This window comes from Bacillus sp. KH172YL63 (assembly GCF_011398925.1).
Taxonomy (GTDB): Bacteria; Bacillota; Bacilli; order Bacillales; family Bacillaceae_B; genus Rossellomorea.
Map to the genome: position 1 here is coordinate 1,817,542 of NZ_AP022842.1, position 24,326 is coordinate 1,841,867.

Below are 24,326 nucleotides of genomic sequence, written 5' to 3' on the forward strand. Positions count from 1 at the left end.
GTTCAACAGCAGCCGTTAAGGAGTAAACATGATGACATTAGCCATGACTGAAAATGAAATAACACTTGTGATCATCCAAAGGTTGAAGGATGGAAATAAAGAGGCTTTCCTGGAAGTCATCGAGGAGCTTCAACCATATGATATTGCACAACAATATCTGCATCTTCCTTCAAAGCACCGGAATAAGTTCCTGCTATATTTACCGCTTGACCTCATCATAGAATTCATCCAGGAAATCGATAAAGATGAGCAATTAACCGTATTGGAAAAGCTGGGCATAGAAAAATCGACGCAAGTCCTTGATGGGATGGAAAATGATAATCTCGCGACGCTCTTATCAGATTTGGAGCCAGAGAAGATTGAAGAATTACTATCTGAAATGAATCAATCCGAGTCACAGGTCGTGCAGAATCTGATGAATTATTACCCGGAAACCGCCGGTCGTATCATGAATAACCGGTACGTCTGGATCCCAAAACACTATACTGTCCGGGAAGCGGTCGATAAACTCAAGCATTTTGCAGAGCTTGCCGAGTATCTTAACTATCTTTATGTGATAGATGATCAAAAGGAACTGATTGGGGTCATATCTTATAAAGATTTGTTACTGAGTGAACTTCAGGATAAAATCGAAGATATCATGTACAGCCGGGTTGTGAAGGTCGACGTTGATACAGACCAGGAAGATGTGGCGAAATTGATGACCCGATATGACTTCATCACCCTTCCTGTCATCGAAAAAGATGGAAAGCTGGTCGGTGTGATCACCGTCGATGATATCATTGATGTCGTGATACAAGAAGCGAATGAGGATATAGAAAAGCTGTCTGCATCCGGTAAATCGATCGATTTCACGACCAAACCGGTGGTGGCAGCCTATCGCCGGCTGCCATGGCTGATTCTTTTGCTTTTTATCGGGCTTGTTTCAGGCAGCATCATCGATCAATTTTCAGAAACGCTTGAAAAAGTGGTGGCCCTCGCTTTCTTCATGCCCATGATTGCCGGCATGACCGGTAATACCGGAACCCAGTCACTCGCCGTGGTGGTGAGGGGGCTTGTATCAAATGATCTGGATGTCAGACAGGTTGTAAAGCTCATCCTCCGCGAACTGTGGGTAGGGATCATCATCGGCATCACCTGTGCTTTTATGATATCCATCATTGCGTATGTGTGGCAAGGGAATCCCATTCTCGGAATAGTGGTGGGAAGCTCCCTGCTGATAACATTAATCATCGGGACTTTGGCAGGAACCATCATCCCGCTGATTCTCTATAAGTTCAATGTCGACCCTGCTGTCGCGTCGGGACCATTGATCACAACGATTAATGACATCCTGTCGCTTCTCATTTACTTTGGGATCGCGACCGTTTTCATTTCCCATTTGATGTGACATTTTTCATCAGACAGGCGAACGTGATGACGGCTGGATGAATCATTCAGGGAAGAAATAATTGAGGTGGAATTTATGCAATATATCATGATCGGTGCGGCAGGTATGGTTGGTGCCCTGTTGCGGTTCTTTCTCGGAATCGGTGTAAACGGCATCTGGGAAGAACCGTTTCCGGTTGCAACCCTGCTTGCCAATTTGATAGGGAGCTTTACTTTGGGGTTTGTGACGATGTACCTTTTTCAGCTGAAAAAGGTGCAGGGGGTGATGGCCACTACAATCGGAACCGGATTGATAGGGTCTTTTACTACGTTTTCGACATTTAGTGTAGAAACGGTGGCGCTCATCCGTGACTCCCACTATTTTGAAGCTTTCTTATATGCTGTTATCAGTTTGGTCGGCGGCCTGTTCATGGCGTGGGCAGGATACTTGAGCGGACGTCATTTGTATAATCGCCGCAAAGGGGAGGGATGACATTGTTTGTACAAGGGATTGCGGTTGCGGCCGGAGGTTTTTTTGGTGCAATTTCCCGATTTTTGGTCAGTCAATGGTTCAAAAATCATATACACTCCGATTTTCCTTTTGCTACTTTGTTGGTGAATCTGCTCGGATCCTTTTGTCTTGGATTTTTGATCGGATACGGAATAGAGGATAAATGGATCCTGCTCCTCGGAACAGGCTTTCTAGGCTCATTCACCACTTTTTCTACTTTTCAATTGGAGATGATCCGCTATTTATCCGATAAAAGATGGAAAAAGGCCTCGTTATATCTTATAACCAGCTATGTGATCGGACTTATTTTTGCATTTTTGGGTATGTATGTGGGAGGGAGTTAGGCATGCGCCACTCTTTATTGCAGATAACAGTGCCAGAAATAAGTGTCAAGACGAACAACATCGAAAATAAAAATCCGGATGCCCACGATATTCATCAAAGAATGTCGTGGGCATCCGGATTTTTTTGTCAGCTTCATTCGCTTTAACGCTCAGGATAAAGAATCGTGCATTTTCTGCTCATTCATCCATAGGGAGGATATCCCCTTCCTTTCCATATTTGTCTATGCGTAAGTACTCGCCCCAAACCCTGCTTCTCCCGGTCTCAGTTTCCATCCAGTTTCTCCTGTTGATCTCCACTCCTCGATAAGATGTAGGAAACGTAAAGGGGATGTATTCAATATGTCTGGGGAGATGCTGTTGTAAGGTGCGAATCTGTCTTCCTGCCACATGGCCTTTACAAATCACCATCAGCGTGTTGATTTAAGAAAAATCAAAAACATCCTTTGAATAGAGTACATTTTCGAGAGAATTGGTTGATTGATTTTCATATGTAATCAGTGAGGCAGGAATGCCAGCCTGTTCAAGATAAGAGATGATAATCTCCGCTTCTGAACAATCTTTCATGTCATGACCTTCCCAATCGGGATGAGGAACGCCGGTGCTGCTCCTTCCTCCGGTCACAATGATCCTTTCGGCATACCCCTTTTCAAAAGCTTCAATTGCTTTCTCCCAATGACCGCTGTGGGTACCGCTGAAAATGAACAGAGCATCGCAGCGCTTTACAGGGCGAGGGATTCCAAAAGTCAGGTCGGTCAAAAATGCTATTTCTCCTTGAGTCAATTCAGGGACACATGGTTCTTTCGGTATAAGTGGTTTCATTCGTTTCTCCTCATTGGTTATTTTGTATGTTTTATATGGAATGTTGTTCTATTAATCTACTGGAGTGTATTGATTATTCCATATAATTCCTTTATTACCTATATGATACTTTTGGTTGCGGGAATATTCAATGATTAAATCCTTTTTTATGCTGTTTTATACTTTTTTATTCTGGTTTATTTGATGAACCATTGGATTATTATGTTAAAATAAAATTGACCACTTTGGTCAAAGGGCGTTATAATAGGATTGACCAACATGGTCAAAATCCTGTCCTCTAAAGGGGGAGAATTCTCATTGATTGATTCGCTAAACATTGATCCGGAAAAAAAAGAACGGATCATCAAAGCAGCAACCGGAGTATTTGCGAAAAATGGTTATCAAAATGCATCAACAAATGAAATTGTCAAGGAAGCCAAGGTTTCAAAAGGAATTCTTTTTCATTATTTTAAAAGTAAAAAAGATTTGTATGTTTCATTGTACGAACATCTTTCTTCTATGTTGACTGAGAAAATATATGAGCGGGTCGATTGGGAAAACCATGATATTTTTGAAACAATCCGGGCAATCACCCTGATAAAATTTGAGTTATTTTCAGTGTATCCAGATCTGATCGACTTTTTGAAAGGTGGATTTTTGGAAGATTCCCCTGAAGTGAAAGACGATATTGAGAACATTAAGAACAAGATGATAGAGAACAGCTTCACTAAACTATTTTCCAGCATGGATACTTCAAAATTCAAAGAAGGCCTTAATGTGAAACGATCGGTCCAGATCATTTATTGGACATTCGAAGGAATTGCCAATCAGCAGCAGCAAAAGGTAAAGTCATTATCGGTTGCAGACATCAATCGTGAAGAAGTGTTAGCTGAAATCGATGGTTATGTGGAAATGCTGCAGACCGCATTTTACAAGTGAGAAATGGATAAGGGAGGAAATGACCGATGAATGTGATTGAAATTCATTCTTTAACGAAAACATACGGAAAAGCAAGGGGAATCAGCAACATCAGTTTCGAAGTGGAGGAAGGGGAGATATTTGGATTTATCGGACCGAATGGGGCCGGGAAATCAACGACCATTCGCACGCTTCTTGCGCTGATTCATCCCACAGGTGGGAGCGCGACGATTTTTGGAAAGGATTGTATTGAATCTGCACCGGAAATCGCGAAAGAGGTGGGTTATCTTCCGTCAGAAGTGTTTTACTACGATAACATGAAAGTGATGGACCTCTTGAAATATTCTGCAAGTTTTTATAAAAAGGACTGCACAAAGAGGATCAATGAATTGGCTGAAATCCTTGATTTGGATGTAAAAAAGAAAATTGATGATTTATCACTGGGGAATAAAAAGAAGGTTGGGATCATACAAGGCCTGCTTCATGAGCCGAAGTTGATTATTTTGGATGAACCGACATCCGGATTGGATCCTCTTATGCAACAGAAGTTTTTTGAATTACTTAAGGCAGAAAACGAAAAAGGGGCAACGATCTTATTTTCTTCCCATATTCTCAGTGAGGTCCAGCGCTTATGCGACAGGGTGGCAATCATTAAAGAGGGAGAAATCGTCCAGGTCGAGAAAATCAGTACGTTAAAGGAAAACAATCATAAAAAGATAAAAATTGAGTCTAAGTATACAGTTGATGCTTCGGTTCTGGATATTGAAGGGGTGACCAATCTTGCAGTGGAAGGCACTCATATCAGCTTTCTGTTCAGGGGTGACATCAATACGGTTATGAGGAAAATCGCTGAGATTGACATTGCCAATGTGTGGATCGAGGAGCCTGATCTAGAGGAGATTTTCCTCCACTATTACGAGAAGGAGGCTTGATTTCTATGAATATCTTGCTCTATGAATTGAAGTCGTACCGAAAGTCAACTTTCATGTGACAGCGGCACTTCTTGGATTGGTTGTATTGTTCATGTCCATGTTTCCATCCATATCGAAAGAAATAGACGAATTCAAAAAGCTTCTGGAAGGGTTCCCCGAGGGTGTGAGAGAAGCTTTGGGCATTCAGATTGAGAGCATCGGGTCCCTGAACGGGTTCTATTCCTATATCTTTTTATATATTTCCTTATGCGGAGCCATACAAGCCATGAATCTGGGCATCTCGATTTGCTCGAAAGAAGCCCGTGAAAAGACCTCGGATTTTCTTTTAACGAAGCCGGTTACACGCACGAAGATATTGACCTCAAAATTATTGGCGGCAACAATTTCATTGCTCATCACGAACGCTGTATTTGTGATTGGGGCAGTTGGAGTTGCCACTTTGGTGAAAGTTGAGTCTTTCAGCCTGAACGTCTTTTTGCTTATTTCATTAAGCCTTTTATTTACTCAGTTGATTATGTTTACGATCGGCATTCTGATAGCTGTCATTTTCCAAAAGTTGAAATCCGTCATCAGCGTATCCCTCGGAGTGGTGTTCGCGTTCTTCTTTATCGGAATGGTCGCTGCGAAAGAGGAAGCAAGCCGTTATTTCACACCGTTCAAATACTTTGATTACAGCTATATGATGAAACATGAAAGTTATGAATGGCCTTTCTTAATCACAGGTGCAATCGTCATTGTTTCATCCCTTGCAGCAAGCTTCATCATCTACAATAAAAGAGATATTCAATCGGTCTAGAAGGGGGAAGATCCTATGAATCTATTTATGAGAGAAATGAAATCCCATCGAAAGGCCTTGATCATTTGGTGTGTGGGAATGGTTGCGTTGATTGGTTCAGGGATGATGAAGTATGCCGGTTTTTCTTCATCAGGCCAGTCCATGAATGACCTGATGAGTCAAATGCCCAAATCCCTCCAGGCATTCCTTGGTGTAGGCACCCTTGACTTGTCGACAGCAACAGGCTATTACGGCGTTCTTTTCCTTTATATCGTGTTACTTGCAACCATTCATGCAGCCATGACCGGCGCGACCATTATTTCCAAGGAGGAGAGGGATAAAACGGTTGAATTCCTTTTCGTCAAGCCCCTCCCCCGGAAGAAAGTCATCGGGATGAAGCTGTTGGCAGCCCTGACCCAATGCGGCATTCTCTCCCTTGTTACCTATATTTCCACGTATATGATCGTTGGTCATTATAGCTCTGACGCTGCTTTTGGCGGGGATATCACCGTGACGATACTTGGTATGGTGATGCTGCAACTACTGTTCCTGGTACTGGGAACAGCCATTGCAGCATCGGCAAAAACGCCAGCGAAAGCCTCTACCATTGCAACGGGTGTGTTGCTGTTTACATTCATCCTGTCATTTGCAATCGACCTTAGCGAGAAAATAGAAGGGTTGAAGTACCTGACACCGTTTAAATATTTTGAAGCGAAAAACATGATGTACGGTGGGGGAATGAATCCTTTATATGTAGGGATCTCGGTGGTGCTCATTGCGGTATTGGCAGCCTCCACGTTTGTGACATATGAGAAGCGGGACCTGCATGTCTGACTAATAAGCAGGAATGTGAGGGGAATGTTTGCGCCACTTTATTTGGCCGGAAACCATCCACCAGCTATTAAAACAAAAAAGTCCGGGCGATTTCATTATGAAATCGCCCGGACTTTTTTGTGTAATTCTTCAAGGTTTAACCTTAATATTCGTTTCATGTGACACGGTTCGGGAAAGGAAATCAATGGTCTTTGGTGACCTGTTTCTCCATTCCTTCATCAAAATCGGGAGAGACCGCTTTTTTAATGAACAGTGAAATCATGAAAGCCACTGCAGCCAAAGCGAGGGCGAACCAATAGGCATGATGTACGCCGTAGGTCATGGCCTGATGCATGCCCGTTTCCGAGATTGCATTTCCATGCCCCTCAAGAAAGCTTGTTTGACTTTGTGTCATGATACTGACGAAAATCGAAACTCCCAACGCTCCTGCCACAGGTTGGAGTGTATTGGCAATGGCTGTCCCATGGGGATACAGATGTTTCGGCAGTTCATTCAAACCATTTGTTTGCGCAGGCATCATGATCGCTGAAATCGAGAGCATCAGTATCATGTATACGAGAACGAATAACCAGATGGGAGTTGAAGTATCAATGAAGCTAAAGAATATCATCACACCTACAAGGGTCAATGTGCCTGGAATGATAAGTTTTCTTGGGCCATACTTGTCGAACAGTGTCCCCATGGTTGGAGACATCAATCCATTCAGGAGTGCCCCGGGCAGCAGCAGGAGACCGGCAGCTTTCGCTGAATATCCGAGAGGGCCTTGTAAGTACATCGGCATGACGATCTCGGATGCGAACATAGCCATAATGACGATGACGAATATCGCAACACCTCTCGTATAACTGCTGTAACGAAAGACCCGCACATCGAGGAGAGGTTCTTCAAGCTTTAACTGACGGAGGACAAACAGAATCAGACTGATGACTGAAATGGCTAAGATGATGAGGATATTTGCAGATGCAAAGCCTGTTCCTTCTTCGCCTGCTGCACTGAATCCGTAGACGATTCCCCCGATGCCGATCGATGAAAGGGTGATGGAAAACAGGTCAACCCGTGGACGGGTCACTTCCCCGACATTCTCCAAGTATTTCATTGCAAATAAAATGGAAAACACCGCAAAGGGAATGACGGTGATGAACAACCATCTCCACCCTAAGAAATCGACAATCACCCCGGAGAGGGTCGGTCCGATTGCAGGTGCAAACATGATGACGAGTCCAAATGTACCCATGATCTTGCCCCGTACTTCAGGTCGGTACATCAGCAGAAGGGCATTCATGATCACGGGGATCAGTAAGCCCGTTCCGACTGCCTGTGTCATCCTCCCTGCAAGGAGCATAGGGAAATTCAATGCACACGCTGCAATGATCGTCCCGACAAGGAAGATTCCCATCACCCCGATGAACATTTGCCTGGTCGTGAACCATTGAATGAGTAAAGCAGATATAGGCATTAGCACGCCCATGACGAGCATAAAACCTGTAGCCAGCCATTGCACAGTCGGCGCATCCACCTGAAAGACACCCATCAATTCAGTCAGTGCGATATTGAGCAGTGTTTCATTTAAAATGGCAAAAAAGGCACCTATCATAAAAGTGATGAGGATTGGTTTTGTATTGATATTTTGTGTCATGATGTTCCTCCGGATAATAATTTAGTACTTCCCTATCATGCTTGATGGGGCTCGGAATCTCAAGGGGAATGCATTTATAATAGGGGTGTATGACTAATTTTTTTATGAAACTTTTCTTTTCTTCTGAGAAATGTCAGTGTTGCAATCAAATCAAAAACGGCCATCACACTCATATAAGCATTTAAATAAATAATAAAACACCCGGACCCATCCACATCTTATCAAAGAATGAAGGATGATCGTCCGGATGTTAAATTTGCATTAAGACCTGTTAACAGCGTGTGCTCTTTTTGAAAAGCATTTTAGATGGTGCAGAGAAGTGGCGTTTTCATTTCTTACCCTTGAATCTCAGGATGCTTCCTTCTGAACCGGTGGAAGACCAGGTAGAGCATCGGGACAATGATCAGCGTTAATACAGCTGAAAACAGGATACCCGAGATGATTGTGACTGCCAATGGGGTAAATAAGGCATCCCCGCTTACTGCCACCGGAATCAATGCCACAATGGACGTAAGTGCAGTAAGTAGGATTGGACGCAGACGGGTACGTCCTGATTCAATGACTGCTTCTTTCACAGTCATCCCCTGTTTTTGTCCCTGTTCAATGAATTCAATCAGAACAACTGAGTTCCGAACGACGATACCGGTCAGTGACACCATTCCCATCACAGCCAGGAAGCTGATCGGTGTTTGGGTGACGAAGAGACCAAGGATCGCACCTGCTATCGCCAGATATACAGCGACAAGGACCAGGAATGGCAGTGACAATGAATTGAATTGAAGGGCAATCAATAGATACACAAGGAAAATGACAATAATAAACAGAATCGTGATTTCAGCAAAGAAATCATTTTGGGCCTCATTTTCCCCGCCGAGGGAAATCGTGTAATCTTTATCATCCATGTCCTTACGGATATCTTTTACGATTTCCTGCACATTTTCTTTATAATTGTCTTCGTTGCGGGGGAAGGCTCGAATCGTGATTGCACGTTCCCCGTTTTTATGGGGGATGAGTTGGAGTTCTTCCTTTTTCTGAGGACTCAATAACTCATCCAGTGAAATCAACTTAGGAGGACCATCATCACCGGTGCCCGCAGGAACCTCAAGGGAGGAGAGATCGATATTTCCGCTGCTTCCTTTTAAGAGGAGCGTCATATCACGGGTGATTACGCCGTTATCGAAAGCTTTCATTGGGATGCCCCCGGTTGCTAAACGCAGCTGTTGACTGACTTCATTCATGGTGAGACCATTTTCTTCAAGTTTCTCCCGGTTCGGCACATACTCAATTGTCGGTTCCAAATCGCCGACATTATCAACAACGAGATCCGTCTTCAACGTCTTTAACCCATCAGAAATCGTATCTCGAATTTGAATCAGCCGCTCAATATCCGGACCAGACACGGTGACGGTCACCGGTGCTCCTGCCGGGGGACCTTGCTGGATCGTTTCCATGAAAATCGTTGCGTCTGGATATTCTTCTCTCAATGTGTCGGTCCACTCATCAATCAGACCTTGGGCCGTTTGGTTTTTCCTGTCTACCCTGGCAACAAGCTGACCTGTATGGGGCCCGGTGTTCGAAAGGGAGCTGTTAAAGAGATTTGGCAGCCCTGTGCCGGCAAACACGGATGTTTCATACACGCCTTCATCGGTTTTTAATCGCTGTTCCATTTCTTCCAGCAGATCAGAGGTTTCTTCAATCGTAGTGCCAATGGGGAACGTCACGTCTACAGTCACTTCTTCACGATCAGCCGAAGGGAAGAACTCAAATGGAGTAAGGGCAATCAATCCGAAAATTGCTGTTGTGAATACGAGTCCTATCGCAGAAACGATGAATGGCTTTTTTGAAAATTTCTTTAGGACCGTATCTGCGTAAAAGTCAGCGATCCTATTCAGTGGTTTTCCCAATAGACCGGGAGCGTCAGGGACTTTCGTCTTCGTCTTTCGATATAAGCTGTATCTCATGATCGGGACAAACATCAGGGCAACGAGCGTAGATGCGATGATGGTTGTAATCAACACGGTTGGCAGCGCCCGTATAAATGCCCCGTTACCTCCCGATAAGAATATGAGGGGGAGGAAAGTGAACACAATTGCAAGGGATGAGGTCACGATCGAAACCCATATTTCTTTTACACCGTTGACGGCTCCCATGAGTGGACCGTCCCCGAGCTTATAGCGGCGCTGGATATTATCGTTCACTACAATGGAGTCATCCACGAGGATACCAAGGGCTATAATGGCACCTATAACTGAAATCTGGTTAAGGTCCACGCCGGCAAACGGCAGGGGAATCAGTCCCATCAAAACCGAAATCGGGACAGCCAATGCCACCACAAATGCCCCGGATACTGTCAGGCCAAGAGCTGTTGTAAGAACAACTGCCACGACAGAGATGGCAAGAGACGTAAACAATCCATCAAATATGTCTGTCACTGTGGAAGCTTGAGAATAGTATGGAACCAGTTTAATATCAGCCGGAAGAGTTTTGGATAATTCATCGACTGTATCACTGACTCTTCCATCAACCGTCGGAATGTCTTCCCCCGGCTGTACAAAAGCAGTGAATGAGACAGAAGGCTTACCTTCGAATGTCACGACATCTTTTATTTCCTTTGGTGCAACCTTCACTTCGGCTATATCTTTGAGGAATAAGGAAGCACCTTTCCGGTCTTTTCCTACAAATATTTTGTTCATTTCATCAAGCGAAGTAAAATGGTCAACCGTTAATTGCACCACTTCACCATTCAATTCCTGTTTACCTAATGGTGTTGGATAATATTCCTCGTTAATTGCATTCATAATCGAGGAAGGGTTCAATCCTGTCTTTTTTAATCTATCCTGGTCGAGTTCTATGACAATTTCTTCATCAGGAAGGCCCTTCACTGTCACTCCTGCGACCCCGGATAGATCCTCGACTTCTTTCTTCCATCTGATGATGTCGTCATTTAATTTGCTCAAGGATTCTTTCGTGTCACTTGTCAGTTGATACGAAACGATCGGCATTTTCACCGTGGATTCGTTGATCTCAGGATCGAAAGCACCTTCAGGGAATGCAGTTGAAGCATCTGAAACCATCTGCCGCACATCCCCGAACACTTCTTTTTTGTCTTCAGCATCCTCTACCTCTACAATAATAGTAGAGAAACCTGAAGCTGATGAAGAGTTGATTTCTTTGATGCCATCAATCTTTTGAAGAGATGATTCAATGGGGTTTGTAATCATCCTTTCTACAGCATCCACAGTTGCCCCGGGATACACTGTGGTGATCGTGCCGATGTTCACACTCGTTTCTGGAATTTCACGCTGGGGTAACTGAGTGAAGGTGAAAATTCCGATAATGACAAACAGTATAATGAAAATCATCACAATTTTGGAACGGGTCAAAATCGCTTTTAACAAATTGAAAACCTCCTTTAATAAAATGTGACTTGTGAGTCAGATTGGATAATAAGCGTGAAAAAAATACTGTAATCATAGGTATTAATAAGGGTGACTCACTAGTCATTTTACCTGTATATTTTATGTAGTCAAGAATGAATGCTCTTCTATTTTCGGTTAGGGGAGGTTAAACTAAGGGAGCGGGAATTTCCCAGTAGACAGAGGTGGAGTACATGGATAAACACAATGCAATACTTGAATCAGCGGTGGAACTGTTTGGGGCGCAAGGCTACAATCAGACTTCCATGCAGCAAATCGCTGAAAGTGTGGGCATTTCAAAAGGATCTCTTTACTCATTCTTTCAATCGAAAGAAGATTTAATCATATCGATTTATGAACATTATCAACAGCTGGTTTTCGAACGTGCATTCGTTGTAGGTCTTGAGAAAAATCTGCCCCCTATGGAACGCTTTGCAAAACAGTTCCAAGTGCAGTTTGAAGGGATTCTAGAATACAAATCTTATATGAAAATGCATATGAGAGGAGAAACCGCTAAGAACGGTGACAAATTAGCTGCGATGGAGCATCGGATGAGGGGGCGCCTGTTCAGTTGGCTGGAAGATAATCTGTTCAGCATATACGGTGAGGCAATCGCACCGTATAAGTGGGATCTCATGTGGATGACTCATGCCATCTATTCTTCTTACATGATGCTTATGGTTTCAAAGGATGAGTCCCTTGAACCACGGGAATTAGGAAAGCACCTGGTGAGGCAGATTGAACTCTTGGCAACTGACTACCTGAACGGAAGCAGTCAGCCCCTCCTTGATGAAGGGATGATGAAATCATTCAGTGTAAGTATGGATAAAGAGGGCGCTTTTATTTCGTTTGAAAAGAGAGAAAAGGCATGGAAGTCTCTTTACAATAAAATCAATGAGCTGAGTGAAGACAAGGTGACCTATTATATAAGCATTGCCAATCGAATTTCAGAAGAAAGCCGTGAGTCGGTTCCGGATGTGCTGATTATGAGAGGGTTGTTCCGGTTGTTGATGGATGATGATAAATTGAAGAACGAGGCTGTAAAGTTAGCAGAATTACTCCTTCCCAGTGTTGAATAGGGAAGGTTTTTTTTTGCATAGGTATGAGGGTTCCATGGGATATGCCCAGGCGAAAAGTTCGGGATTGAAATACCGAATCATCTGCAAGATTGAAAAGGCGGACAGATGATTTACAGCATCTTGTTAATGAGAATGTAAACTTATATTCTTCTTTTTACCGGGGGCGAGGTTTCTGTGTGAACATGCATGGATGGACGCAGGATCTTTGGCGTAATGAAAGATTTTACGCCTTGAAGAAGAAAGATTGTAATAGAAGCTGGTTAATACAGGAAATAGTACCTACGAAAAATAAGACCTCAAGGTTTTTTTGTAAAGTATTTTTAGCGTAATTGGGCTCGGGGCGTCCTATACGATAAATAAATGAGGAAAATGTTTGATGTTTCGACAAAAAGGGTATAGGAATGTTGGCTTAGTTATTCGGTTATACTATAATCGTGGGTCGTCGGGACATATCAGGTTCTGAACGACTTTTATTATGGCTAAAATCCTAGAAAAAAGGAGGGGATACTGTTGGAGAAATGGCTGAAATTCTTAGAGGTAAATGCACCCAGGATTCTTGACTTGACGATTGAACATGCTGTGTTAGTCGGGCTTGCGATACTTGTTGCCCTCTTGATCGGGGTGCCGCTCGGTATATACTTGACCACGAATGATTACCTGGCAGAAACAGTGTTACAAATCGCATCGGTGATGTTGACGATACCAAGCATCGCTTTATTTGGCGTCATGATCCCGATTTTCTCAATCATCAATCAGGGGATTGGATTTGTACCGGCATTTGTGGCATTGGTTCTTTATTCACAGCTGCCCATTATTAGAAATACATATACAGCCATCCAAAATGTGAGCCCGGAGATGCGGGATGCAGCCAAAGGGGTGGGGATGAAGACTCATCAGCGACTTTTGCGGGTGGAAATCCCAAATGCATTTCCTGTTATTATGGCAGGAATCAGAACAGCCGTAGTACTTAATATCGGGATTGGTGTCATTGCCGCATATATCGGTGCTGGTGGGCTGGGTGTGCTGATTACCCAAGGCATTTCGAGAGGCGACAATTACCTCATTATCAGCGGATCCGTTGCAGTTGCCATCTTAGCGATGATAGCAGACGGCATATTACTATGGATTCAAAAGCGATATACACGGAAATACATTGCATAAAGAAATGGAAGAGGTGAAGAGATGATCACGTTCGAACAAACGACGAAAACATATGACGGTGGTGTAACAGCCGTCAAAGAAATTGATTTACATATTGAAAAAGGACACATCGTTGTGCTTTTAGGGCCTTCAGGATGCGGAAAGACGACTTTATTACGGATGGTGAATCGACTTGAGTCGATTTCCTCGGGGAAAATCACCATCGACGGACAAGATTCAATGGAGCTGAATGAAATCGAGCTGCGCCGTAAAATCGGCTACGTGATTCAAAGTAACGGTTTGTTCCCAAATATGACTATCGAAGAAAATGTCATGATCGTTCCAGATATGCTGGGGTGGGGAAAGAAAGAAAAACGGGATCGATTCATCACCCTGATGGATATGATCGGACTGAGTGCGGATAAATTCGGCAGAAGGTATCCCCATGAACTATCAGGGGGACAGCAACAGCGAATAGGAGTGATCCGGGCGCTTGCTGCAGACCCTCCCGTTATGCTCATGGATGAACCGTTTGGGGCCCTTGATCCCATCATAAGGGAAAAAATCCAGGATGAATTTCTGCAAATCCAGCGTGAAGTCAAGAAAACGATTTTGTTTGTCAGTCATGATATTGATGAAGCGATCAAGATGGCCGATAAAATCGTACTCCTTCGCGGTGGTGAGATCATGCAATATGACTCGCCATCTGAAATGCTTGTCCGCCCAAAGAATGACTTTGTTTATGAATTCTTTGGAAAAGATCGTGCAATAAAAAGTTTAAGTCTTCACACGATAGAAGATTTAATGAACATCATTGGTTTGCTCGATATTGATGAATCAATATCGGACAGTAAAACCATCAATGTCAAACATGATTTACGCAATACATTGTCAATGTTACTGAATCAGGAAGCGGATCAAGTAATCGTCACGGATGATTCCGGGAACAAACTCGGTGCAATCATGATCGATTTAGTGCAAAAGTATCTCCATTATGAGATTAAAGGTAAAATGAACGTGGTTCAGAAAGGGTGATTCGGTGAATGCCAAAAAGGTTGTCAGCAAAATTGTTCGCTATGTCGTTTATGCCTTTGTCATCCTTTTCTTCGTCTGGGCAATAAAGAACCATTATTTCGATTATATGTTCACGCAATCCAAAACGTTTCTTTATTTGTTGATGCAGCATTTACAACTGGTCTTTGTGTCTTCTTTACTTGCACTCGTTGTGGCGGTCCCCGCCGGGATATTGATGACGAGAAAGCGGTTCAGGAGAGCTGAGTGGATTGTTTCGAATACGGTGAATTTTGGTCAGACCATTCCAAGTTTGGCAGTATTGGCTCTTATGATCAGCATATTAGGAATCGGTTTTAAAACAGCGATCTTTGCCTTGTTCATTTATTCTTTACTACCCATTTACAGAAATACCGTGGCAGGAATAGACTCAATAGATGAGAATTTGATTGATGCTGCGAAGGGCATGGGAATGAAGCCTTATCAAATCCTTTTCAGGATCGAATTGCCGAATGCCTCATACTCCATTTTGGCAGGCATCCGCACTGCGGTTGTGCTCAATATCGGGACGGCTGCCCTTGCTTATGTTGTTGGAGGAGGGGGATTGGGTGTCTGGATATTCACAGGCATACAATTGTTTGATAATGGTTATTTAATATCCGGTGCGATTCCGGTAACTGTCCTCGCCATTCTCGTTGATTTGCTGTTGAGAATGATTGAGAAGCTTGTTGTTCCAAAAGGGACCAGGCAAACGCTGGAAATGTAATGAATTAGACAAGGGGTGATGATGTGAATGTAAAGATGAAAGTGATCGGGATCCTTGTCCTCACATTGATGATGACCTCTTGTTCCAATGCTGGGATCGGTGGTAAGCAAATATCAGTAGGAGGTAAGAATTTTACAGAGCAATACCTGCTTTCCGAGATGACTGCTTTTCTACTGAAAGAGGAAGGTTTTAATGTTAAGCAAATGAATAACCTGGGCAGTACTGTCGTACGCAAAGCGTTGGAAAACGAGCAGGTGGATATGATGTGGGAGTATACGGGTACGGCGCTCATCACATACATGGGGCAAGAGCCGATGACGGATCCAGAGAAAACCTTTAAGAAGGTCAAAGAGCTCGATGCCAAGCGGGGCATTCACTGGATGAATATGTCTAATGTCAATAATACATACGCCCTCGCCATGAATAAAGATCAAGCGAAGGAGCTCGGCATTCAGTCAATCAGTGATTTGGCCGATTATATGAATGAACATCCTGGTGAATTAATGATGGCATCCGATGCCGAATTTGCGAATCGTGCTGACGGGCTGCCGGGTGTCGAGAAAACATACGGATTCTCTTTCGGATCGGGCCAGATTAAACAAATGGACCTTGGATTGACCCAAAGGGCATTGAACAATCGTCAAGTGGATGTATCCGTCGCATTTGAGACCGATGCGACAATTGTAGACTATGACTTAGTGACACTGAAGGACGATAAGGGATTCTTCCCTCCGTATCGTGCAGCTGTCAGCATCAATGAAGATGTGTACAAAAAATATCCCGAAATTAAGGAAATCACTGCAAGATTGGCAAACAAGCTTGATAGTGATATTATGCGAGAATTGAATTACAAGGTGGACATCGAAGGAAACAGTGTATCCGTCGTTGCCCATGATTGGCTGGTAGAAAACGGGCTGATCAAGGATTGATTTTATTTTGTAAGGACTGAGCCACTGGTGCTCAGTCCTTTTTATGTAAAGAATATTTCTGTACCATGGTTCGTCCGTCTAATCACGAGTTTGAATAGATGAATAGTCTATAGTATTCACGTCTTGTCCAAGGCTACACTGGAGGAGTTAAAATGAAACCTACCGTATCAATCGTTATCCCATTTTACAATTGTTCCTATATTGCCCAGGCTGTCCAAAGTGCATTGAATCAAACATACCCGAATATTGAGTTGATTGTCGTCGATGATGGGTCTACCAAAGAAATTGAACGTTTGACGCCGTTTATGAGCCGCATCACATATATCAAAAAAAAGAACGGGGGGACTGCAACTGCCATCAATGAAGGGATCAAGAAGGCAAAAGGTACGTATATTGCCTGGCTGAGTTCCGATGATTATATTGAACCGTTGAAGGTCGAGAAACAGGTGGAATTCATGCTCAAGCATAACGCTAAGGCAAGCTTCCACAATTATGATTATGTAGGTCCTCAAAATGAACCCCTTCTTTCTTATGTAGGAAAGAGATTTACCAATGCCAATGAAGTGTACCGGTCATTCATGACCATCAATCCAGTGAATGGATGTTCAGTGATGCTTCATAGAGATATATTCCAGGAAGTGGGTTATTTCAATCAGGATTTAAGATTCACCCAGGATTATGACATGTGGTTCCGAATCCTTCTTAAGGGCCACGTCATGTACTATTTGGATGAAGTTCTGTTGAATTATAGATCTCATCCGAATTCGGGAACGAGTCAACATGGGGATAAAATGAAACATGAAATTCTTGTAGTGAGGAATTACTATCAACCAAAGATTGCAAATTACTTGAGGAAACACTCACAGGCTCTAAAGATGATGACCTTTTAACGAAGACTAATGTCGAGGTTACTCGGCTTCTTCAGGATCAAGTCCCTGAAAATCCAATTTTTAAAAAATCCCTGCTTGTCCACACCAATCAGCTTTCATTCACATACAGTATTCTATGGAGGTGATGCATTGGCGAGAAAAATAGTAAATCCTTCAAACAGTCCTTTGTATATCACGAATCGATCCAATTGAAAGACAGAAAGACCACGATGCTTATAAGATGAACCGTGCATACTGGAACAACGAAGCGACCACCAGTATGTGATTCCGCCGGGTAACAATGATGATGAATAAAATGAATAAGCAAAAAAAAGAGAAAAAGAAACCTAAATGAACATTCCCTCCTCAAAAAATGAATCGAACGTCTACAAAGTGTTTCCTGTTCGCCGAACGGGGAACATTTTTACATATAATGGAATAATGTCCAATCAAGCCTGTCCTTGGATGAATATAGTATCTTATGTCAAACTCATAGGAGGATATTAGTTGAAAACAATCATGATTGATCCAGGGCATGGCGGATCAGATCCGGGTGCCACATATAAAGGGAATGAGGAGAAAGTATTCAATCTCTTGACAGCGCTTGCAGTAAGGGATTATTTGTTGTCTCACTATAATGTCAGGATCGTGATGACAAGAAGCGATGATTCCACACTTTCTCTATCGCAGCGCTCCACACTTGCGAACCAGACAAACCCGGATTATTTTCTTTCGATCCATCATAACGCAGGAGGGGGAAGCGGGTTTGAAAGCTATGTCTATAATGGAACGATCCCTTCGCAGACGAAAGTGTATCAAACAATCATCCACGATGAAATAATGGCAGTAGTCAAAAAAGACTTCAATATTTTGGACAGAGGGAAGAAGAGGGCGAATTTTCATGTTTTGCGTGAAACGAAGATGCCTTCACTCCTGCTGGAAATCCTCTTTGTGGACAATCCGGCAGACGTAGCCCTTTTGAACAATGGGAAATTCAGAAGCAGCATGGGTGAAGCAATAGGAAAGGGAATTGGGAAGGCATTAGGCTTACCTGAAAAAATCGTGAATGAAAAAGCGCTGTACAAAGTCATCGCAGGTTCTTTTACAGATCGTGAGAATGCAGAAGACCGGGTGGAACTCTTGAAAAAGAAGGGGATTCCTTCCTTTATTGATACAGTTGTGCTTTCAGGCAAGAATTACTACAGGGTGCAGACCGGTGCATTTACCGAACGGGAGAATGCAGAAAAACAGGTGAACGATTTAAAAAGAATCGGAGTCGAAGCCTTTATACTGGTAAGGGAGGGAACTGAAGAACCTAAACCGACCGCTCCCCCGCCAACAGAAGCGCCGAAGCCGACCGACCCTCCAAAACCGACGGATCCTCCCAAGCCAACGAATCCCCCGGGAATATCCTATTCAATCATGGGGGAATCACTGTTGAATGCAGAATACTTGGATGAATATGTCCAGACTGTCAATCCAAACGCTCCGCTCCTTGGCAAGTTCTATATTTTTTACGGGAAGCTTTTTGGCATCAGAGGGGACGTGGCATACGCCCAGGCGGTGCATGAAACGAATTATTTCAGGTTCACCGGACAGGTCAAGCCGGAACAAAATAACTATGCCGGAATAGGTACAACGGGTCCCGGGAACAATGGAGCAACTTTCAAAACCCCTGAAGAGGGTGTTCTTGCCCATATTCAGCATTTGTATGCCTATGCCTCCACTCAACCAATCCCTCAAGGAGTGGCACTCGTCGACCCCCGTTTTTCACTTGTCAAAAGGGGAATTGCCGAGAATTGGACAGATTTGAACGGGAAATGGGCGGTTCCAGGCACCACATACGGTCAACTCATCTTGTCCATTTTCCGTAAGAATATCCAGTTTGCTGTGAAAGGTATGGAAGAAAAAATCATCTTACTTAACAGCACGTTGGATAAACTTAAGTAGCCATCAGATATTTTCCTGTTTGTATGAAAATCACTGCTGACATAATAATGTCATCCCCGGACAATACTAAACGTATGTTCGGGAGGTGAACCCAATGGAAGGAAAGAACTTTGAGGAAATTTTCGAAGAATATAAGCGCCAGGGAAAGGTCCAGGCGAAAGCCGAGCTGTCTGATGAAACTATGGACGGGGAACATATTGTAGCTGTTCGGAGAAACGGGGACGATGAACTTATCGCCTTTAAAACGAACAGTGGAAGGGAATTGGATTACATCTCTGCCCTGGAGGAAGCGAAGGCAGGAAATCTTTCGCATGTTGACGTGATTCACCGATATGGAAGGGATGTCCTCCGGAGTGAACCGGACGGTGTGAAAGAGAATAATCTAAGTGAACTTCCGCCATTTTAGAGCAAGCAATAACAAAGCCATTACGATCCTCGTAATGGCTTTATTTAATATGAAGACTCATCAAGCAGTCAAATATTCTATCGTGGAAGCCAGCAGGCGGATGTCTGTGAATTCTTCCACTTTCATGGAATCGACATAAGTGATGATGAAACGTTCAGTATTTAATTGATATGTGACAGTAATAATAGGTGAACTGTCTTTATTTGAAATCGTGTGGACGATCTCGCTATCCTTAAATTCCTTAAGAGTCTTGAGCATCGTAACGATATTTTCATTTGACATATAACATGTCTCCCTTCTGATACATCAAGGGATTGACTAAGTACAGTCTCGTAGACCCATTGGGTACCTACTATAACATACATGCCTATAAATAGAAACGTTTGTTCTGTAAAGTGAACGGTGCAACGGACACATCATTTTCATACATAAAATTCACAATAAATCTTTATTGTAAAACAATAAATTTCTGATTATAATTTAATAAAAACATGGTGAGAGGTGTATGATGAACTCTTTGACAACAAAATTCTTAAAAGGTGCAGTGATATCAATTGGTGCACTGGTGTTTATTTTATGCGTAGTGTGGCTTCCGACGATGGCAAAATACTCGGCGGAGCTCTTTCCTGAATTCGCCTACTTGAAGTGGACGGTACTGGTTGGACTTTATCTGACAGCCATCCCTTTTGGAGTAGCTTTATTTCAAGCTTTCAAGCTATTAACCTGCATTGAAAAGAAACATGCTTTTTCAGGTGAAGCGATCGGTTCCCTCGGCCGTATCAAACTGTGTGCACTAATGATTATGGTGATCTATGTATTGGGCATGATTTTCCTTCTGATTCAAAATGCACTTCATCCGGGCATAGCCATTCTCGGCATGATTATCAGTTTTGCCTCTGCGACGATCTCGGTCTTTGCAGCCGTTCTTCAACAGCTGCTTCAAAATGCTCTTGAACTAAAATCTGAAAATGACTTAACCGTGTGAGGCGATAATATGGCGATCATTATAAATATTGACGTAATGTTGGCGAAAAGGAAAATGAGTGTAACTGAACTGTCAGAAAAAGTGGGTATCACGATGAGCAATCTTTCAATCTTAAAGAATGGGAAAGCGAAAGCAGTCCGTTTCGCAACCCTAGAGGCAATATGCAAGGCTTTGGATTGCCAGCCGGGGGATATTTTGGAATATCAGCCAGAAGAACATCTGGAATGACGATCCTTTTAATCCTTTCATGCATCATTGGGTTATTTACATGGAGGAAAAGGAAGTGGGTGGCGCTTCTATTCTTTTCACCTTCGATTGTGATGATGGCTGTTTTCCTTCTCTTTTTCATTCAAGCCCACTATCATACGACACCTGCGTCTCTTGACTTGAAAGTTGATAGGAACGAGAACAAAGTTGTGATGAACGGGACTTGGGTGGAAGACTTGGAGCGGTACAGGTTCCCGACAGATTTCATCGTGTTCTATGTGAACGGTGATCGTAAAGTGACCGATGTAAAGCGGAATCGCAGTCCGCTTCAGGATGAAATGGACTGGGAACTACTAGAGGATGACGTGAAAAAAGCAGTGGCCACAAAAAAGTTTTCCCACAGGGAACCCCAGGTATTCGATATATTTCCCGAAGAGACGTTTACCTTATCATTCCATTTACCGGATGGGACAGAGACTGAAGATCTTGACGTTTACTATGTTCACATAAGAGAAGAACCGATGGAGGAAATGGCCTATTGGTTTAAGAAGGTTGACTTGAAAGAACAGGAGGGATTTCTTGTCGAATCCAGTTAAAGAACATTTCAAAATGGTCCGGGGAACTGAACTTTTCGCAGCGGTATACGGCCATAAAAATAATCGTCCCACAGTCGTACTGGACGCAGGCTACGGGGACTATTCCAAAGCCTGGCATGACATCTTGCCAGGCATCAAAGCAGAGCTGGAAGTGGTCGCATATGACCGGGCGGGACTCGGGAAAAGCGGAGGTGCCAACCATCCAAGGACAAGCGATGAAATGGTGACAGAGCTTAACCTGTTGCTTACTGAAATGAAGATTGAACCGCCCTACCTATTAGTCGGCCATTCCTTTGGTGGAATTAACATGAGGGCGTACGCAACGAAGCATCCTGAGAAAGTATCCGGTTTGATCCTTATTGATTCAACCCCGGAGGATTATATTGAAAAGTTTCTGCCGGTCATGCCTGAAGACTTTCAAGCCAGGTATTACAAACAGTTTACACTGGAAGGCAGCTTTGCTGAATTTCAGAAAAGCCTCCATTTGACCGGAAGAACCAGGAAAACATTGGATTTACCGGTCATCATCCTTGCAGCCGGTAACAAGGCACATTATACAATGGAAGCCCAGTCTTTATGGAATGAGATGCAAAAGGGTTTACTCAGCCTTTCGAAAGAGAGTGAGCTGATCATGGCCGAAAACAGTACCCATTACATACAGAGAGACGAACCTGAGTTGGTGATTGAAGCCATTAAAAAACTTGCACATGCATGATCGGATGTGAAGTTTGCAATCTCAGAAAAACATTCTACTCTATCATCGTCCTGCATAAAGTGAATTATTAAATACTTTATATAGGAGTACTGATGATGCCGTATAAGTCTCGAAACCATAACAGAATAGTCCCACTAGTATTCATCTCTATGAAAGCCGTCATCCGGATCGTACTGATCGGAATCGTCCTTATGTACCTGATGGTCTGGCTGATCTCCTCCACAGCCATCAAGCTGAGGGTGGACAGCTTGTTTTACACTTCCGTATCAGAGCTTGTACCAAAAGAGACATTCCTTATGCTGCTGTCACAGGAAATCACCCCGATGAGGATCACGTATAAAGATTCTATCAACAACGAATTTGACTGGCTTGAAAGTGTCACGAATGTATCATTATTGGACCCACGGAGCCTTTTCGGCCGGGAAATCCCCGGTATTGAAAATTATCATACCCATATAGCGGTCGCAGGGAAAGGAACCGACATCACCAACCTTCCGAACGAATCCCCTGCACCGACGGAAGATCAGCTCAAAGACCAGGAAATCGATCAAAGTCAAATCGACAGAGCAAACTCAGGTTCAGGCGATGGTGGGGATGAAATTGAAGAGAAATCAGTATTCATCTACCATTCCCACAGCTGGGAAGCCTTCAGTCCATTAATCAAAAACAATGATTCTAAAGACCCTGCGAGTACAAACGAAAAAGTAAACGTCATTGCTGTCGGGGCAAAGCTGAAACAAGAGCTCGAATCGAGGGGGATTGGGGCTGTCCAAGACAAAACCGACGTCAATAAAGCACTCAAAGATAAATCATGGACCTATTATGAATCCTACAAACTATCAAGGGGATTGGTCCAGGAGGCACTGGCAGGAAACGAAGACCTCACCTATCTGATTGACATCCACCGGGACTCCATGCCAAGAAACATCACAACCAAGACGATCAACGGGAAAAACTATGCCCGCCTGTTCTTTATTGTAGGAAAAGAAAATAAAAACTTCGAAAAGAACTTGAAGGTAGCCAAGGAACTGAATGCCAAGCTTGAAGAAAAGTACCCGGGAATCAGCAGGGGTGTGTTCGTCAAAACGAAGGCAGAAGGAAACGGCGTGTACAATCAGGATTTAACGGAGCGCGCCATGCTTCTTGAATTTGGCGGAGTGGAAAATAACCTGGTGGAACTATATAATTCCACTGAAGCTTTTGCTGATATCTTCGCCGGCTATTATAAAAAGGATGCCGTTGAGGTGAATGCTCAGTAGGGTGGATGCCTCGTATAAAGAAGCAGTGGGGAGAGTTTAGAGTTGAACCGGATAGCTACACGATATCCCTGGTGGGTGTCGGGTGGCTGTTCGGTTTTTTCGTTTGGGGAGGGGAGAGTTTGTCTGTTGAATAATGGCTGGAATTTATCAGTTGAAAACTATCTGTTTTTTAACTGACAAAATGATTGGTTTATTTGTCTGTCGAAAAAAAGCGTATATTCAACAGACAAATAAACCCCAAAATTCAACTGACAAACCTTCCAACACATTCACCTCCCCACCATTCTCCTTCCATACCGATACACCCCATACAACACCCCGATCCCCACCGTCACGGCTGCTAGAATCATATTTCCCCTCGTCACGTTCAATAATTCTGCAACAATCAGCGCCTCAATCAACAATGAGGGAATCTTTCCGACTGTGCTGATGACTGAAAAAGGGAGAATGGAAATGGAACTGAACGCTGCCGCTACGGTGACGACACTGGATGGAATAAATGGGACGATCCGGAAAAAGAAAAGGAGGAAAATCCATTCCGCTCCAGAAGCCTCTTTCAACCTCTGAAAGTATTTGTTTGTCAGGATTGAATCTATCCCTTTCAATCTCAAACCTTTTCGGAATAAATAAAAGCTGATAATCGCCCCGATGGATTCGCCGGCGATCGACACACCGATTCCAGGTGCAAATCCAAACGCCGAGAGGTTGAATGCAGTCAGGAAGACACTGGGTATGAACCCGAGGATACTGATGATGATATTGATGGTGATGCTGATCAGAATGAGCATTCCGTCATTCAAACCTGTTAAATCATTTAAGAAATGGTGAAGAGAAGCAGACATTGTTAGTCTCCTTTAATCTATTGGTGTATGTTAAAAGATT

Annotated in this window: 25 protein-coding genes; 20 read left to right on the forward strand and 5 right to left on the reverse strand. The window is 43.4% G+C overall.

What is annotated here, in order from left to right:
- Window positions 1–31: 31 nt before the first annotated feature.
- The 3 genes from mgtE to crcB (KH172YL63_RS09010) all read left to right on the forward strand — a co-directional run bounded on the left by mgtE (window position 32) and on the right by crcB (KH172YL63_RS09010) (window position 2,223).
- Window positions 32–1,390 carry a magnesium transporter gene (gene mgtE / locus KH172YL63_RS09000; RefSeq protein WP_173105789.1) on the forward strand — a complete coding sequence of 453 codons (1,359 nt, stop codon included), beginning with the start codon at window positions 32–34 and terminating at the stop codon, window positions 1,388–1,390.
- Window positions 1,391–1,465: 75 nt separating this feature from the next.
- Window positions 1,466–1,861: a fluoride efflux transporter CrcB gene (gene crcB, locus KH172YL63_RS09005; protein WP_173105790.1), complete on the forward strand. Its 396-nt coding sequence runs from the start codon at window positions 1,466–1,468 to the stop codon at window positions 1,859–1,861.
- A gap of 2 nt (window positions 1,862–1,863) precedes the next feature.
- Window positions 1,864–2,223: a fluoride efflux transporter CrcB gene (crcB, locus tag KH172YL63_RS09010; protein ID WP_232066154.1), complete on the forward strand. Its 360-nt coding sequence runs from the start codon at window positions 1,864–1,866 to the stop codon at window positions 2,221–2,223.
- A gap of 420 nt (window positions 2,224–2,643) precedes the next feature.
- Here the strand turns inward: crcB (KH172YL63_RS09010) and KH172YL63_RS21550 are convergent, their stop codons facing one another.
- Window positions 2,644–3,042, reverse strand: a complete 399-nt coding sequence (locus KH172YL63_RS21550; RefSeq protein ID WP_197747091.1) for a YdcF family protein — start codon at window positions 3,040–3,042, stop codon at window positions 2,644–2,646.
- 258 nt (window positions 3,043–3,300) lie between these two features.
- Here KH172YL63_RS21550 and KH172YL63_RS09020 point away from each other — a divergent pair, with 258 nt between their 5' ends.
- The 4 genes from KH172YL63_RS09020 to KH172YL63_RS09035 all read left to right on the forward strand — a co-directional run bounded on the left by KH172YL63_RS09020 (window position 3,301) and on the right by KH172YL63_RS09035 (window position 6,480).
- On the forward strand, window positions 3,301–3,960 hold the full coding sequence (locus KH172YL63_RS09020) for a TetR/AcrR family transcriptional regulator (protein WP_173105792.1): 660 nt from the start codon (window positions 3,301–3,303) through the stop codon (window positions 3,958–3,960).
- 26 nt (window positions 3,961–3,986) lie between these two features.
- On the forward strand, window positions 3,987–4,871 hold the full coding sequence (locus KH172YL63_RS09025) for an ABC transporter ATP-binding protein (protein ID WP_173105793.1): 885 nt from the start codon (window positions 3,987–3,989) through the stop codon (window positions 4,869–4,871).
- A gap of 91 nt (window positions 4,872–4,962) precedes the next feature.
- Entirely contained in the window at window positions 4,963–5,667 is a 705-nt protein-coding gene (locus KH172YL63_RS09030) for an ABC transporter permease subunit (protein ID WP_232066155.1), read from the forward strand.
- A gap of 15 nt (window positions 5,668–5,682) precedes the next feature.
- Window positions 5,683–6,480 carry an ABC transporter permease subunit gene (locus KH172YL63_RS09035; RefSeq protein WP_173105794.1) on the forward strand — a complete coding sequence of 266 codons (798 nt, stop codon included), beginning with the start codon at window positions 5,683–5,685 and terminating at the stop codon, window positions 6,478–6,480.
- 181 nt (window positions 6,481–6,661) lie between these two features.
- Here KH172YL63_RS09035 and KH172YL63_RS09040 read toward each other — a convergent pair whose 3' ends face one another.
- Both KH172YL63_RS09040 and KH172YL63_RS09045 read right to left on the reverse strand, forming a co-directional pair.
- Complete coding sequence (locus tag KH172YL63_RS09040; RefSeq protein WP_173105795.1) at window positions 6,662–8,116, reverse strand: MDR family MFS transporter; 1,455 nt, start codon at window positions 8,114–8,116, stop codon at window positions 6,662–6,664.
- Window positions 8,117–8,451: 335 nt separating this feature from the next.
- Window positions 8,452–11,514, reverse strand: coding sequence for an efflux RND transporter permease subunit (locus KH172YL63_RS09045; RefSeq protein ID WP_173105796.1), 3,063 nt, complete (start codon window positions 11,512–11,514; stop codon window positions 8,452–8,454).
- A 212-nt stretch (window positions 11,515–11,726) separates the two neighbouring features.
- Between KH172YL63_RS09045 and KH172YL63_RS09050 the strand changes: the two genes are divergently transcribed.
- The 8 genes from KH172YL63_RS09050 (at window position 11,727) to KH172YL63_RS09085 (ending at window position 19,682) form a co-directional block, all read left to right on the forward strand.
- Complete coding sequence (locus KH172YL63_RS09050; protein WP_173105797.1) at window positions 11,727–12,611, forward strand: TetR/AcrR family transcriptional regulator; 885 nt, start codon at window positions 11,727–11,729, stop codon at window positions 12,609–12,611.
- A gap of 510 nt (window positions 12,612–13,121) precedes the next feature.
- The gene (locus KH172YL63_RS09055) at window positions 13,122–13,772 is read left to right on the forward strand and encodes an ABC transporter permease (protein WP_173105798.1); all 651 of its coding nucleotides are present in this window, start codon (window positions 13,122–13,124) and stop codon (window positions 13,770–13,772) included.
- Window positions 13,773–13,793: 21 nt separating this feature from the next.
- Window positions 13,794–14,786: an ABC transporter ATP-binding protein gene (locus tag KH172YL63_RS09060; protein WP_173105799.1), complete on the forward strand. Its 993-nt coding sequence runs from the start codon at window positions 13,794–13,796 to the stop codon at window positions 14,784–14,786.
- 4 nt (window positions 14,787–14,790) lie between these two features.
- Window positions 14,791–15,528, forward strand: a complete 738-nt coding sequence (locus KH172YL63_RS09065; RefSeq protein WP_173105800.1) for an ABC transporter permease — start codon at window positions 14,791–14,793, stop codon at window positions 15,526–15,528.
- Between the two features lie 23 nt (window positions 15,529–15,551).
- Window positions 15,552–16,457, forward strand: coding sequence for a glycine betaine ABC transporter substrate-binding protein (locus KH172YL63_RS09070; protein ID WP_232066156.1), 906 nt, complete (start codon window positions 15,552–15,554; stop codon window positions 16,455–16,457).
- Between the two features lie 152 nt (window positions 16,458–16,609).
- Window positions 16,610–17,347: a glycosyltransferase family 2 protein gene (locus tag KH172YL63_RS09075; RefSeq protein ID WP_173105801.1), complete on the forward strand. Its 738-nt coding sequence runs from the start codon at window positions 16,610–16,612 to the stop codon at window positions 17,345–17,347.
- A 486-nt stretch (window positions 17,348–17,833) separates the two neighbouring features.
- On the forward strand, window positions 17,834–19,276 hold the full coding sequence (locus tag KH172YL63_RS09080) for an N-acetylmuramoyl-L-alanine amidase (RefSeq protein ID WP_232066157.1): 1,443 nt from the start codon (window positions 17,834–17,836) through the stop codon (window positions 19,274–19,276).
- A gap of 94 nt (window positions 19,277–19,370) precedes the next feature.
- Window positions 19,371–19,682 (forward strand): DUF3892 domain-containing protein, encoded by a 312-nt coding sequence (locus tag KH172YL63_RS09085; protein ID WP_173105802.1) that lies wholly within the window; start codon window positions 19,371–19,373, stop codon window positions 19,680–19,682.
- Between the two features lie 60 nt (window positions 19,683–19,742).
- Here the strand turns inward: KH172YL63_RS09085 and KH172YL63_RS09090 are convergent, their stop codons facing one another.
- The gene (locus tag KH172YL63_RS09090) at window positions 19,743–19,964 is read right to left on the reverse strand and encodes a hypothetical protein (RefSeq protein ID WP_173105803.1); all 222 of its coding nucleotides are present in this window, start codon (window positions 19,962–19,964) and stop codon (window positions 19,743–19,745) included.
- Between the two features lie 226 nt (window positions 19,965–20,190).
- Here KH172YL63_RS09090 and KH172YL63_RS09095 point away from each other — a divergent pair, with 226 nt between their 5' ends.
- The 5 genes from KH172YL63_RS09095 to spoIIP all read left to right on the forward strand — a co-directional run bounded on the left by KH172YL63_RS09095 (window position 20,191) and on the right by spoIIP (window position 23,444).
- On the forward strand, window positions 20,191–20,667 hold the full coding sequence (locus KH172YL63_RS09095; protein WP_173105804.1) for a DUF2975 domain-containing protein: 477 nt from the start codon (window positions 20,191–20,193) through the stop codon (window positions 20,665–20,667).
- 9 nt (window positions 20,668–20,676) lie between these two features.
- On the forward strand, window positions 20,677–20,895 hold the full coding sequence (locus KH172YL63_RS09100; protein WP_173105805.1) for a helix-turn-helix domain-containing protein: 219 nt from the start codon (window positions 20,677–20,679) through the stop codon (window positions 20,893–20,895).
- Window positions 20,892–21,470, forward strand: coding sequence for a hypothetical protein (locus tag KH172YL63_RS09105; protein WP_173105806.1), 579 nt, complete (start codon window positions 20,892–20,894; stop codon window positions 21,468–21,470). The genes KH172YL63_RS09100 and KH172YL63_RS09105 overlap by 4 nt, the downstream gene beginning before the upstream one ends.
- Window positions 21,471–21,483: 13 nt before the next feature.
- Entirely contained in the window at window positions 21,484–22,185 is a 702-nt protein-coding gene (locus KH172YL63_RS09110) for an alpha/beta fold hydrolase (protein ID WP_173108109.1), read from the forward strand.
- 95 nt (window positions 22,186–22,280) lie between these two features.
- Window positions 22,281–23,444 (forward strand): stage II sporulation protein P, encoded by a 1,164-nt coding sequence (spoIIP, locus tag KH172YL63_RS09115; protein ID WP_173105807.1) that lies wholly within the window; start codon window positions 22,281–22,283, stop codon window positions 23,442–23,444.
- 269 nt (window positions 23,445–23,713) lie between these two features.
- Here spoIIP and KH172YL63_RS09120 read toward each other — a convergent pair whose 3' ends face one another.
- Window positions 23,714–24,286 (reverse strand): TVP38/TMEM64 family protein, encoded by a 573-nt coding sequence (locus KH172YL63_RS09120; RefSeq protein ID WP_232066158.1) that lies wholly within the window; start codon window positions 24,284–24,286, stop codon window positions 23,714–23,716.
- Window positions 24,287–24,326 lie beyond the last annotated feature (40 nt).

Coding starts and splice junctions, on each gene's coding strand:
- mgtE (WP_173105789.1), top strand. CDS start 32: ATGACATTAGCCATGACTGAAAATGAAATAACACTTGTGATCATCCAA.
- crcB (WP_173105790.1), top strand. CDS start 1,466: ATGCAATATATCATGATCGGTGCGGCAGGTATGGTTGGTGCCCTGTTG.
- KH172YL63_RS21550 (WP_197747091.1), bottom strand. CDS start 3,042: ATGAAACCACTTATACCGAAAGAACCATGTGTCCCTGAATTGACTCAA.
- KH172YL63_RS09020 (WP_173105792.1), top strand. CDS start 3,301: ATGGTCAAAATCCTGTCCTCTAAAGGGGGAGAATTCTCATTGATTGAT.
- KH172YL63_RS09025 (WP_173105793.1), top strand. CDS start 3,987: ATGAATGTGATTGAAATTCATTCTTTAACGAAAACATACGGAAAAGCA.
- KH172YL63_RS09030 (WP_232066155.1), top strand. CDS start 4,963: ATGTCCATGTTTCCATCCATATCGAAAGAAATAGACGAATTCAAAAAG.
- KH172YL63_RS09035 (WP_173105794.1), top strand. CDS start 5,683: ATGAATCTATTTATGAGAGAAATGAAATCCCATCGAAAGGCCTTGATC.
- KH172YL63_RS09040 (WP_173105795.1), bottom strand. CDS start 8,116: ATGACACAAAATATCAATACAAAACCAATCCTCATCACTTTTATGATA.
- KH172YL63_RS09050 (WP_173105797.1), top strand. CDS start 11,727: ATGGATAAACACAATGCAATACTTGAATCAGCGGTGGAACTGTTTGGG.
- KH172YL63_RS09060 (WP_173105799.1), top strand. CDS start 13,794: ATGATCACGTTCGAACAAACGACGAAAACATATGACGGTGGTGTAACA.
- KH172YL63_RS09075 (WP_173105801.1), top strand. CDS start 16,610: ATGAAACCTACCGTATCAATCGTTATCCCATTTTACAATTGTTCCTAT.
- KH172YL63_RS09085 (WP_173105802.1), top strand. CDS start 19,371: ATGGAAGGAAAGAACTTTGAGGAAATTTTCGAAGAATATAAGCGCCAG.
- KH172YL63_RS09090 (WP_173105803.1), bottom strand. CDS start 19,964: ATGTCAAATGAAAATATCGTTACGATGCTCAAGACTCTTAAGGAATTT.
- KH172YL63_RS09095 (WP_173105804.1), top strand. CDS start 20,191: ATGAACTCTTTGACAACAAAATTCTTAAAAGGTGCAGTGATATCAATT.
- KH172YL63_RS09100 (WP_173105805.1), top strand. CDS start 20,677: ATGGCGATCATTATAAATATTGACGTAATGTTGGCGAAAAGGAAAATG.
- KH172YL63_RS09105 (WP_173105806.1), top strand. CDS start 20,892: ATGACGATCCTTTTAATCCTTTCATGCATCATTGGGTTATTTACATGG.
- KH172YL63_RS09110 (WP_173108109.1), top strand. CDS start 21,484: ATGGTCCGGGGAACTGAACTTTTCGCAGCGGTATACGGCCATAAAAAT.
- spoIIP (WP_173105807.1), top strand. CDS start 22,281: ATGCCGTATAAGTCTCGAAACCATAACAGAATAGTCCCACTAGTATTC.
- KH172YL63_RS09120 (WP_232066158.1), bottom strand. CDS start 24,286: ATGTCTGCTTCTCTTCACCATTTCTTAAATGATTTAACAGGTTTGAAT.